The following is a 12,575-nucleotide window of genomic DNA, read 5'->3' as shown; positions in this document are numbered from 1 at the left end:
TACTTAAAACTTTATTGATTACGTTTTGCTTGTTCAGTTTTCAAGGTTCATTTAGTAACCATCTCTCGACAGCAACTTTTAAATTATAACATTTCTTCTTTTTCGTTGTCAACACTTTTTTGAAAATATTTTTCAAATCATCGGAGACAACTTTTAAATTATATTATAATCAATCATTTGTGTCAACATCTTTTTCAAATTGTTTTTGAAGTTCGATGTCGTTGATTGCATTGTCTTAACGACAAGTAATAATTTATCACGTTGGAAAGCACTTCGCAAGTGTTTTTTAAACAAAATCTAATTTTATTTAATAAACTTGCTTTAATAAGCTATTTTGCGCATTTACGAGAATCGCGAATCATAGTATCTTTCCTTATTTATTATTTGTTTTACTATACATCTCTTTCTATTAAATCTCAATATCTTAAATTACAATACTACTTACTTTTCAAGTTAAATATAGCTCATAAAAAAACTACAAATTTAAATATGTTGTTTAGGTATTAGAAGGTTTTATAAAAATGCAATAAATGAAAATAAGCAGGCGCTAAAGTAAAAGTACTTTAGCGCCTGCTTATTTCTAATATGTCCCTATTTTATTTCATTACCTTGAGGGTCAACTATATTTAAACACCACAAGAAGTTATCCCATGCAGAATACCAGCCACTAAAGATTTCAGAAGAATCGTCCCAACGAACATCAAATTTCTTATGGCCATCTATTTCTACTAAATATAAAGTAAGAGTCTCGTCTTTTTTAGCAACGACTAATTTCATACCATGCTCGAGCTCTTCCTCTGTAAACGGAACATCAGAAACAGAACGTAATTGTGCCTGTTCAAATACTTGTTTGTTAATAATTTTGTAATTCATTATAAGCCCCCAATAAAATACTTCTTTTTTATACTTATTGTATTTGAAAAACATAGAACTATAAAAGTATAACCTAAATATAAACCACGTTTAAACAACTTAATTTTTTTCATTGAACAAAAAGAAGAGAACTCACTATCATGTGAATTCTCCTCTTAATCCATTGACTGCTCTTTAATAGCTCTATAAAGAGCCTACGCAGCAATTTATTTTGTAATATGACGCATTGTTGGGAACAATAATACATCACGAATTGATGGTGAATTTGTTAGTAGCATAATTAAACGGTCAATACCAATACCTAAACCACCTGTTGGAGGCATACCGTATTCTAATGCTTCAATGAAATCATTGTCCATTTCATGTGCCTCATCATTACCTGCTTCTTTTTCTGCCATTTGTGCTTCAAAGCGTTGGCGTTGGTCGATAGGGTCATTTAACTCAGTGAAAGCATTGGCGTGCTCACGACGAACGATAAATAACTCAAAGCGATCTGTAAAACGCTCGTCCTCTGGATTTTTCTTCGCAAGAGGTGAGATTTCTACCGGGTGACCATATACAAATGTAGGCTGTACAAGCGTCTCTTCTACTTTCTGTTCGAAGAATTCATTGATAATATGACCTACTTCGTGAACATCCTTCACTTCAACTCCATGCTCTTTAGCAAGTGCTTGTGCTTGTTCTTTTGTCATCGGCTGCCAGAAGTCTACACCTGTTGCCTCTTTTACAGCGTCAACCATATGAACTCGTTTCCAGCCTACAGCAAGGTTGATTTCATCTTCACCATATTGAACGGATGTTGTACCAAGAACTTCTTGGGCTACATGTGCAATAAGGTTTTCAGTTAGAGACATGATATCTTGATAATCAGCAAATGCTTCATACAGTTCAATCATTGTAAATTCAGGGTTGTGGCGTGTAGAAATTCCTTCATTACGGAACACACGTCCGATCTCGTAAACTTTCTCTAAACCACCAACTATTAAACGTTTTAAATGCAATTCGATGGCAATTCGCATATATAATTCCATATCAAGGGCATTGTGATGCGTAATAAATGGACGCGCAGCTGCGCCACCAGCAATTGTGTGAAGCATTGGTGTTTCTACTTCTAAGTATCCAGCATTATCTAAGTAATTTCGGATTGCACGAATAATTTTCGAACGCGTGATAAATGTCTTTTTGCTATCTTCGTTTGTCATTAAATCTAGATAACGTTGGCGATAACGTTGCTCAACATCCTGTAAGCCGTGGAATTTCTCTGGCATAGGACGTAGCGCTTTTGTAAGGAATGTGAATTCCTCAGCCTTTACAGAAAGTTCCCCCACTTGTGTACGGAACACGTTACCACGCACACCTACGATATCTCCTAAATCAGCTTGTTTAAATAATTCATACGCTTCTTCGCCTACATGATCTTGACGAACATAAATTTGAATTTGACCATTTAAATCTTGAATATGTGCAAAGCCAGCTTTTCCTTTACCACGTTTCGTCATAATACGGCCCGCAATAATTACCTCTTGAAGGTTTTCCTCAAGCTGTTCTTTTGTTTGATCTGCAAATTGTTCACGTACTTCTGTTGATAAATGTGTACGCTCAAAACGGCTTCCAAATGGATCTTGTCCATTTTCTAGTATAGTTGTCATCTTTTGGCGTCTCACCAATAGTTGATCATTTAATTCTTCTATATTTGACACTTGTTTCACTCCTTAAGTAAATTGTCCGCGTTTACGTCCATAATATTTCTATTGTACACAATTTTAGTGCTGTAATCATCTGTTTCAATTTATTTTCAATCCAATACAAAATAATTAATAATTCTAAAAATTAAAGGTGTTGCTGAAAAGGCGCCTCTATTAAATCATAGAGGCGCCCATAATAAAAACTATATAATTAATTCTTTGACTTCTGGAACAATTAATTTAGATTCGCTTTCTTCATACTCCTGTACAAGACTATTTAATAGTACTCGAAGTTCTGCCGCCGTTTCTGTTTGGTTAATAGCATTGCGGGCCTTACCATTGCCTCGGATTCCTTTTAAATACCATGATGCATGCTTACGCATTTCACGTACTGCAATTCCTTCTCCCTTTAATTGAAGAAGTCGTTCAAAGTGTAGTAAACATACGTCCATTTTTTCTCGTACACTTGGCTCTTCTTTTAATTCACCAGTTGCTAGGTATTGCACCGTACGATAGATCATCCATGGATTACCTAAAGCAGCACGTCCAATCATTACTGCATCTACACCTGTAGTTTCCAGCATACGTTTAGCATCTTGGGGTGTTTCCACGTCACCATTACCTAGCACAGGAATGCTGACATTTTCCTTCACTTGACGAATGTAATCCCAGTTCGCTTTACCTTCATACATTTGTACACGTGTACGACCATGAACTGCTACTGCAGCTGCACCTGCACGCTCAACAGCTTGAGCGTTTTCAATTGCAAAGATATGTTCTTCATCCCAACCAATACGCATTTTTACACTAACAGGCTTTTTAACTGCATCTACAACAGCCGCTACCATCTCATATACTTTATTAGGATCAAGTAGTAAACGTGCTCCAGCTTCACATTTTATAATTTTATTAACAGGACACCCCATGTTGATATCAATAATATCAGCAGTCGTATTTTCATCCACATATTTCGCTGCTTCCACTAAGGTTTCTTTATCTCCACCAAAGATTTGCAGTGAAAGAGGATTTTCACGTTCATCGATATAAAGCATACCTAATGTTTTTTCATTTTTTTGGACAATGCCCTTATCACTAATCATTTCAGCGTATACGAGACCTGCCCCAAACTCCTTAACCGTTAATCGGAAAGCAGAGTTACAAATCCCAGCCATTGGCGCTAATACTACTCGGTTGTCCATGACAATATCGCCAATTTGAAATGGCTTCTCTGTTGACTGACCCAACGTTTTTCTTCCTCCTCTATAGGCTTTACCTATTTTCTCTATCTATCGTTAATGCTATACGCTGATAATTCATTTCTATACAAATACTTAATTCACCGCTGACGGCTCATTAAAGTGGTTCCAGAAGATTACGCCTTCCTTTTCACAATCCATTTGCTGTAGCAGATCATGCGCTTGTTGTAGCTGTTCATCGAATGGTGATGGTGTAATCTCTACAAGTGGTACTAGGACGAACGCTCGCTCGTACATTCTTGGATGAGGAACAATTAAATTCTCCGTTTCAATATTCTCTTGATTGTAAAGTAAAATGTCAAGATCAATAACTCTTGGTCCCCAGCGGAATTCTCTTACACGCCCTAATTCCCGTTCGATTTCTTGGCAAATATTCAACATCTCAACAGACGATATAGCTGTTTTTAGATGAACAGCTATATTTAAAAAATCTGCCTGATCCGTATAACCTACAGCAGCTGTCTCAAAAACAGATGAAACACGAATCAAATCTAGTTCCTTCTTGTCCTTTAAAAGGTCTACTGCGTGCTGAAGATTCTCATATCTCTCCCCCATATTTGTTCCGATAGATAAATAGACATCCTTCATTAGAAATCCCCCCTCGTAACCTCAACAGAGACTTCTTTATAATAACCATGAATAGGTGGGTCTGGTTTAATAAGCTCTACACGAACTCCTTTTACTTTATCAGGATAGGTTGCTAAAATCACATTTGCTATTTTCACAACAAGAGCCTCAATAAGCTTAAATGGTTCACCCTCTACAATATCCCGACATAACGCATATACCTCTGCATAATTTACGGTATAAGAAAGATCATCCGTTTCACCGGCTTTTGTCATGTCTACTGCAAGCGAAACATTTGCTCGAAAGCGTTGGCCTAGAGTGGTTTCAGCTGCTAATACACCATGATAACCATAAAACTGCATGTCCTTTAAATGAATATAATCCATCACGCTTCCTCCTTAAACAAACGTTTACCCACTAATACATCCGTCATATACGTTGCCCGCGCCATTTCCTTTACATCATGAACTCTTATCATATGACAACCCTTTTCAATTCCATAAACCACTGTGGCGCTTGTCCCTTCAAGACGCTCCTCAACAGGTAAGTTCAAGACATTACCAATCATTGATTTACGTGATGTTGCTAATAATACGGGATAGCCCATAGCCACTAAATCCGATAAGTGTTGCATCATAGCTATATTTTGTGCTGTATTTTTAGCAAAGCCGATACCTGGATCTAAGATGATATGATGATCGGGAACTCCCGCTTGCTGTGCAATGGCAATACTTTTTTCTAAATCTGCCTTTGCAGTCGTCCAAAAATCAACACCATAATCCATATTTTCACGGTTATGCATTAAAATGATTGGAACATGTAAGTCTGCAGCAACCTGAGCAATTTCTGGTTCTGCCTTTGCTCCCCAAATATCATTGATGATATGTGCGCCGGCTTCAATTGCGGCACGCGCCACACTTGCTTTATACGTATCAACTGAAATAATGACCTTTACTTCTTGTGCTAACGCTCGAATAACAGGCACGATGCGTGCAATTTCATCTTCATCTGAAATTCGTTCGTACCCAGGACGTGTAGATTCTCCACCTACATCGATAATTTTTGCTCCTTCAGCCACCATTTTTTTTGCTTGAGTAACTGCAGCCTCCACATTGTTATACTTTCCTCCATCAGAGAAGGAGTCCGGTGTAACATTTAGAATCCCCATAACAAATGTTTCTTGTCTATAGTCTAATGTAATGCCATTAATCGTTAATGGTTTCGTATATTTTTCTAGCATGTAAACGCTCCTTCTATCCTCGTTCCACTTCTTGAACAAATGCGCTATGCAAAATGGAATAAATAGGTCCTTTATTGCCTAAAAATCGCTGGTTCTCCAAGCTACTAATAGGCACAAGTTCTTGTACTGAATTGGTAATGAAGCATTCCGTACTTTGTAGTAAATCTTCTTTTGTATAAAAGCCTTCCTGTACGTCAAGGTTTAGCGCACTAGCCTTTTCTATAACCCATGCACGAATAATTCCTGGTAAAATACCTGTCTCCAAAGAAGGCGTATATAGTATATCACTTTTTATCCAAAATATATTTGATGTCACACCTTCAGCTACATAGCCTGATTCTGTTAAAAAGAAACCTTCTTGTTGGGCAAGTGATGGCATTTCAAAGCGACCAAGCACGTTATTGCCGTAATGGTGCGATTTAACACGAAAGGCTTGTTCAGGTGTATTGCGTGGTATGGTAAGCCATTGTGCAAACTTTTCAGTACCACGCGGTGTGTCTTGAAGTTCCTTGCGAAAAATGATGATATTAGGTTGTCTATATTCTGTTGGCTGTAATCCAATATTATGTTCACCCGCAGATACATTTAAACGGAAGTAACCATCCTGACCGCCAGCAAGTTGATTTAGTTGTTGCACAGCCTCAAGTAATACACTTTCAGGATAGTTTAAATGAATGTGATATTGTGATAAAGCACGCTGTAATCTTTCCATATGTGCTTCCCAGTAAAATACCTGACCACCATATGTTCGGAACGTTTCAAAAAATCCTAATCCATATAAAAATCCATGATCAAATGGCGAAATTCTCAGATCCTGGGCCGCCATATAGTTTCCGTTCATCCAGCACTGCATCTATTTCACTCCTTCTACATACATTTCTATAAATTGGCGAAGTAGTTGTTTCCCTTTCTCGGTCATAATGGATTCCGGATGATATTGCACACCCTCAATAGGATATTCCTTATGACGTAAACCCATAATTTCTCCTTCTTCTGTCCAAGCTGTTACTTCTAGACACGCTGGTAATGTCTCCTTATCGACAATAAGAGAATGATAGCGAGTTGCTTGGAATGGATTTGGCATGCCTTTATGCAAACCTACTTCAGCATGCAGCACGGGTGATGTCTTCCCATGCATTAAACGTTCCGCTTGTATGACATGACCACCAAACACTTGTGCAAGTGCCTGATGTCCAAGACAAACCCCTAAAATCGGAATATTTCCCGCGAAATATTTAATAATGTTCAGGCTTTCCCCTGCCTCATTTGGACTACATGGCCCTGGAGAAATAACAATCATATCTGGCGCAAGTTGTTCTATTTCTTCTACTGTAATAACATCATTACGTTTTACTACTATGTCATGACCAAATTCGCCCAAATATTGGACGATGTTATAAATAAATGAATCGTAGTTATCGATCATTAAAATCATTTTACTCGCTCCTCTGCCATTGCCTTTGCCTGCCACATTGCCTTCGCTTTATTTAAAGATTCCTGATACTCTCTTTCCGGAACAGAGTCAATGACAATGCCTGCTCCAGCTTGAATATGCGCAACCCCATCTTTTACAAACGCTGTACGGATTACAATATTAAACTCCATATCACCTGTAAAGCCTAGCCAGCCAATTGAGCCTGTATATAAACCACGTCGTACAGGCTCCAATTCTTCAATAATTTCCATAGTGCGGATTTTTGGTGCTCCTGTAATTGTGCCACCTGGGAACATCGCACGAATAACGTCTGCATTCGTTTTCCCTTCTGCTATTTCTCCACGCACATTCGAAACGATATGCATAACATGCGAATAGCGCTCAATAACCATAAACTCATCCACTTTCACTGTTCCATAGGTAGATACGCGTCCTAAATCATTGCGCTCTAAATCCACTAACATCACATGCTCAGCACGTTCTTTATCATTATCAATTAATTCTTGAGCCAATGCTAAATCTTCCTCTTCGGACTTTCCTCTTGGTCGAGTGCCAGCGATTGGTCTCGTCGACAACTCATTGCCTTGACGCTTGACTAGTAACTCTGGCGATCCAGAAACAACAGAGAAATCAGGTGCTTCAATATAAGCCATATATGGTGACGGATTAAACGCTCGTAGTGCCTCATAGACATCTAGTGCAGTTGCATTGAGTTTCTTAGACTGACGAACAGATAAATTCACCTGAAAGACATCACCTTGCGCGATATACGTTTGGATTTTTTTAACCGCTGCCTCGAAATCGTCGCCTGCAAATGAAACAAGCAACTCATTTTCATCATTCTTAACTTCTATAGCGGTTGTTTTCTCAAATTTTCGCGCGTCTAATCCAGCCTGTGCTGCAACCTGCCAGATGTTAGCCCATTCTTCCAAGTTAACCTCATTCTCTTCTAACTTCATAAGTGTCACTGTATTCGTTTTCACATCATGTACGGCCCAGCAATCAAAGATATAATAATAGATATCTGGCACTTGTAAATCATCTGTTGCCGTATTAGGAAGCTCCTCAATTTTACGAGCATAATCATACGACACAAATCCAATAGCCCCTCCCTGAAAAACAGGTAGCTCTCCATTATAAGAAACCTGATATTCCGCCACAAGCTCTTCCAGTAAGTCGAGGGACTCCCCTTGTAAAACTTCCTGTCTGCCATTTCTCCAATTGACCAAAAGCCCACCATCTACTGATCGTGCGGTAGCTAATGGATTCCACGCAGCTATTGAAAAATGTCCACCACGTCCACTTTCTAAAAACACATGCGCTTGCTGAGTCTCTGTCTGCCTTTTATAGCTATAAAAAAATGAATCTGCATCCATCGTTAATGTTTTTGTAAGTATTGTTTTCAAGTTATTTTCCCCTTTAAACATATGCTGTGATTCCATCTTAACTTGATTATTACACAGAAGCGAATATTTTTATAATTTTCATAGTGTCCAAGTTTTTGCACTAAAAAAGGCCCCTTTATAAAGGAGCCCTTACATAAAAAATTGAATTAGTCTTCAAATTGATATAAAGGTGTTGATAGATAACGCTCACCATTAGAAGGCACAATAGCAAGGACATTCGAACCCTTACCTAAACGTTTTGCCGCTTCAATTGCAGCATAGATTGCAGCACCAGATGAAATACCACATAGGATTCCTTCTTCACGTGCTACTTTACGTGCTACTTCAAAAGCAACCTCATTTTCAACAGGGAATACTGAAGAATAGACTTCCGTATCTAAAACTGCTGGTACAAAGCCAGCACCAATTCCTTGAATTTTATGTGGTCCTGGTTGACCACCAGAAAGAACTGGTGAATCCTTTGGTTCAACTGCAATGATTTCAATGTTTGGATACTTTTCTTTTAAGACCGCACCAGCACCAGTAATTGTACCTCCAGTGCCAACACCAGCTACAAAAGCATCAAGTGTTAAGCCATCAAATGCTTCTACAATTTCGGGGCCTGTTGTTAAACGGTGAATTACCGCGTTCGCAGGATTTGTAAATTGTTGTGGTAGGAAGTAGCCATGTTCTTCTGATAGTTCTTCCGCTTTAGCAATTGCACCTTTCATACCTGCTGGACCAGGCGTTAATACAAGCTCTGCACCATAAGCACGCAATAAATTACGACGCTCTAAGCTCATTGTTTCTGGCATAACTAAAATGGCTTTATAACCTTTGGCAGCGGCAATCATTGCAAGACCAATACCTGTATTACCAGATGTCGGCTCAATAATTGTACCACCAGGTTTTAATGTTCCGTCTTTTTCGGCAGCTTCGATCATGGCTAAAGCTAGACGGTCTTTCACCGAGCTTCCCGGATTAAAATATTCTAATTTTACATACACAGTACCTTCATTTTCACTTGTTGCATGGTTTAATTTTACAATTGGTGTTTTACCAACTAATTCAGCTACCGAGTTTGCTAATCTACTCATTTATTAATCCACTCCCAATCCCTACTATTTTTATAGGTTTTACTTATTTTGTATTTTATCAATTTTTCCATTCGATTGTCAATAAATAAAACTCATATTTTCAGAATATTTATCATTGCTTTGAAAAGGAAAAACCTTATCCTCTGCTAAAGAAAAAGAACCTGCATTTATTGGGTAACTCACTACGAATGCCTGTAAGTTTGATCAGACTCATTGTACCCCGCAAAACCTGCAGACTCTTTTCATGTATTATTTTTCTTTTTTAGTCTCTCCATAATACCAAGTAGCATCAAATTCAGACCAAAATGCTTCTGGCGTAACAGATTGCGGTAATTGCTCTAAAGCTAATTCTCGCTCAATATGTTCTTTCACATCGTCATATGTAAAGGATTGTCCTTCTAATACCTCTTGTACTTGAACAATGCCATAATGACCATTATCTAACTTAAAGGCTTTACTTACCTCATTTGCCTTTAGTGATTTTACAGTATTAATAATTGCAGGGTCTACATTTTCCTGATTTTCTGTAAGGAAACCAATATCCCCTCCTAAACTCGCTGAAGCACTATCAACAGAAATTTCTCGTGCCAGCACTGTAAAGTCAGAGCCATTTTTCAATTCACCCAGTGCCTCATCAGCAGCTTTTTTTGAATCGACCTCAATAAAATTCGTACGATAGCTTGTTTTTGTATTATATAAGCCTTGATTTTCTTCATAATACTTTTCAACGTTTTCTTCCTCTATCACTACGTCTTTCGTGAGTACCTTATCCAATATAAGCTGTGATCGAATCTTTTGGCGTAGTTGCTCTGCCGAAAGATTTTGCATGGCTGTATCAAACTTATCTTGAGCAGATCGCATTAACGCTAATTCAAGATCAATTTCTTTATCAGTAACTTTAATTTTATATGTTTTTGCGGCTTTTTCCATTACCGTTTCATTTACTAAATTTTGGAGTGTTTCTTTACCATATCGTTCTTCCATAGCAATCATCCACTCTTGGCGTGTGATAACATCCCCGTCAATGGCAGCGACTTGTTCGTCGCTACCAATTTCCTGACCTTTGTTCGGGATCAACCAACTAATGAACCATAATACATTTCCTAATAACAAAACGGCTATGACAGCTAAAGCAGGCTTTGTCTTTAAACGACGTTGCAATAAAGGAGTTTGGTTTGGTGTTACATTGGTTGAAGGTCGACGATTACGCGTTGAGCTCATCGATAAACCCTTCTAGCTCATCTTTAGAAAAGCTATATGTCTCTAAGCAGAAGTGACATTGTGCCTCTGCACCGCCGTCCTCATCAATCATTTCTCTAATTTCTGCTGTTCCTAGACCTAAAATTGCCGCACCAAACCGCTCTTTTGAACATTGACATTTAAATTCAACTGGCATGGAATCTAAAATTTGTAGATGTCCATTTCCTAATACAGCTTCTAAAATTTGCTCTGGTGTAAAGCCTTTTTCAATCATTTTTGAAACAGGCTCTATTGTAGCAAGATGTTGCTCAATTTCAGTTATCGTTTCTTCCTCACAGCCTGGCATTAATTGAAGTATAAATCCGCCGGCTGCAAGTATAGTGTTGTCTGGATTAACTAATACGCCTAAACCTACAGATGATGGTACTTGCTCAGATGTAGCAAAATAATAAGTAAAATCTTCAGCAATTTCGCCTGAAACAATTGGTGTTTGTCCTGAAAACATATCTCTTAAACCAAGGTCTTTAACAATTGTAAGAGCACCTTCTGTTCCAACACCTGCTCGAACATCTAGCTTACCTTGCTCGTTTAAATCAAAGTGAACATGAGGGTTTGTCACAAATCCACGCACTTCTCCATGTGCATTACTATCAATTACCATTGGGCCAATTGGACCGTTGCCCTCAATTTTAATAGTGATTTTCTCTTCACCTTTTAGCATGGCTCCCATCATAACAGCCGCTGTCATTGATCGACCTAAAGCTGCCGATACAACTGGCCATGTATCGTGACGGCGTTGCACTTCTCCTACTGTGGCTGTTGTGCGTGCTGCAAACACACGAACTTGTCCATTAAATCCTAAACCTCTTACTAAATAATCACTCATAAATGGAATGTCCCTCATTTCCTATTGGTTACGTTTATAGAGCTTATATAAACCCTTTAACGTTAAAAATGGATCTACAACATCTATAATTTGTGTCTCCCCTGCGATTAGATTTGCTAATCCACCTGTAGCAATAACTAATGGCTCCTCTTTACTTTGTGCTTTTATACGATTAACAATGCCCTCAACTTGCCCGACAAAGCCATAAAAAATTCCCGCCTGCATGGCAGAAACGGTCGTTTTCCCCACGATATGTGTAGGTCGAACGATTTCAATACGTGGCAATCTTGCAGCTTGTGTATAAAGAGCCTCTGTAGAAATAGTGATGCCTGGCGCAATAGCTCCACCCATGTAATCACCCTTTTCGTTCAAGTAACAATAGGTTGTTGCTGTCCCAAAATCAACTATGATACAAGGGGCCTTATATAAATCTAGAGCTGCTATGGCATTCACTATTCGATCAGACCCAACCTCACGTGGATTGTCGTATTTAATATTTAAACCTGTTTTCACACCTGGTCCTACTACCAAAGGCTTTTTTCGAAAATACTTTTGGCACATCGCCTCTAGTGAAAACATAATTGGTGGCACAACTGAGGATATAATAATGCCTGTTATTTGTTCAAATGAAATGCCTGCATGATTAAAAAATGAAAGAACTTGCATGGCGTATTCATCTTCTGTTTTATGAAGATCCGTCACCATACGCCAATGGAAGGCTAATTGATCGTTGTCATCATAGACACCTAATACAATATTTGAATTCCCTGCATCTAAAACTAAAATCAAGAATGACACCTCCCATCGTCATTGTAACTTTTGCAATCCTCATATTACAACATTCTCTCTAGCTGGAATGAGGATAAAACACTTTAGAAAATGATACCATACTTTTTCTCTTGATTCAGCAGATGTTGTTTGTACTACAAGTGAAGATAAACACCTATATTT

Annotated in this window: 13 protein-coding genes; all 13 read right to left on the bottom strand. The window is 38.3% G+C overall.

From position 1 onward, the window contains the following. Positions 1-591: 591 nt before the first annotated feature. On the bottom strand, positions 592-873 hold the full coding sequence (locus LCP48_RS00880; protein ID WP_004229116.1) for a hypothetical protein: 282 nt from the start codon (positions 871-873) through the stop codon (positions 592-594). A gap of 206 nt (positions 874-1,079) precedes the next feature. Beyond that, a complete protein-coding gene (gene lysS / locus LCP48_RS00875) occupies positions 1,080-2,582 on the bottom strand; it encodes a lysine--tRNA ligase (protein ID WP_192807154.1) in 1,503 nt (500 codons plus the stop codon). A gap of 179 nt (positions 2,583-2,761) precedes the next feature. Further along, on the bottom strand, positions 2,762-3,802 hold the full coding sequence (dusB, locus tag LCP48_RS00870; RefSeq protein WP_004229121.1) for a tRNA dihydrouridine synthase DusB: 1,041 nt from the start codon (positions 3,800-3,802) through the stop codon (positions 2,762-2,764). An 87-nt stretch (positions 3,803-3,889) separates the two neighbouring features. Beyond that, positions 3,890-4,402 (bottom strand): 2-amino-4-hydroxy-6-hydroxymethyldihydropteridine diphosphokinase, encoded by a 513-nt coding sequence (folK, locus tag LCP48_RS00865; protein WP_004229123.1) that lies wholly within the window; start codon positions 4,400-4,402, stop codon positions 3,890-3,892. After that, positions 4,402-4,767, bottom strand: a complete 366-nt coding sequence (folB, locus tag LCP48_RS00860) for a dihydroneopterin aldolase (protein ID WP_004229125.1) — start codon at positions 4,765-4,767, stop codon at positions 4,402-4,404. Before folB ends, folK begins: the two co-directional genes overlap by 1 nt. Then, entirely contained in the window at positions 4,767-5,621 is an 855-nt protein-coding gene (gene folP / locus LCP48_RS00855) for a dihydropteroate synthase (protein WP_004229126.1), read from the bottom strand. Before folP ends, folB begins: the two co-directional genes overlap by 1 nt. Before the next feature lie 13 nt (positions 5,622-5,634). Further along, positions 5,635-6,474 carry an aminodeoxychorismate lyase gene (pabC, locus tag LCP48_RS00850; protein WP_004229128.1) on the bottom strand — a complete coding sequence of 280 codons (840 nt, stop codon included), beginning with the start codon at positions 6,472-6,474 and terminating at the stop codon, positions 5,635-5,637. Then, on the bottom strand, positions 6,475-7,056 hold the full coding sequence (pabA, locus tag LCP48_RS00845; RefSeq protein WP_004229129.1) for an aminodeoxychorismate/anthranilate synthase component II: 582 nt from the start codon (positions 7,054-7,056) through the stop codon (positions 6,475-6,477). Continuing rightward, on the bottom strand, positions 7,053-8,483 hold the full coding sequence (pabB, locus tag LCP48_RS00840) for an aminodeoxychorismate synthase, component I (RefSeq protein WP_004229131.1): 1,431 nt from the start codon (positions 8,481-8,483) through the stop codon (positions 7,053-7,055). The genes pabA and pabB overlap by 4 nt, the downstream gene beginning before the upstream one ends. 125 nt (positions 8,484-8,608) lie before the next feature. Next, positions 8,609-9,538 (bottom strand): cysteine synthase A, encoded by a 930-nt coding sequence (cysK, locus tag LCP48_RS00835; RefSeq protein WP_004229133.1) that lies wholly within the window; start codon positions 9,536-9,538, stop codon positions 8,609-8,611. Between the two features lie 249 nt (positions 9,539-9,787). After that, a complete protein-coding gene (locus LCP48_RS00830) occupies positions 9,788-10,759 on the bottom strand; it encodes a peptidyl-prolyl cis-trans isomerase (RefSeq protein ID WP_004229134.1) in 972 nt (323 codons plus the stop codon). After that, positions 10,743-11,624, bottom strand: coding sequence for an Hsp33 family molecular chaperone HslO (hslO, locus tag LCP48_RS00825; RefSeq protein ID WP_009373570.1), 882 nt, complete (start codon positions 11,622-11,624; stop codon positions 10,743-10,745). The genes LCP48_RS00830 and hslO overlap by 17 nt, the downstream gene beginning before the upstream one ends. Before the next feature lie 21 nt (positions 11,625-11,645). Beyond that, complete coding sequence (locus LCP48_RS00820) at positions 11,646-12,413, bottom strand: type III pantothenate kinase (RefSeq protein ID WP_225340582.1); 768 nt, start codon at positions 12,411-12,413, stop codon at positions 11,646-11,648. Positions 12,414-12,575: the final 162 nt, after the last annotated feature.

Origin of the sequence: Lysinibacillus capsici (assembly GCF_020217405.1) — a bacterium.
In the GTDB taxonomy this organism is placed as follows: domain Bacteria; phylum Bacillota; class Bacilli; order Bacillales_A; family Planococcaceae; genus Lysinibacillus; species Lysinibacillus capsici.
Note: the sequence above shows the minus strand (reverse complement) of the source record. Positions and strands in the feature narration are given on the sequence as shown.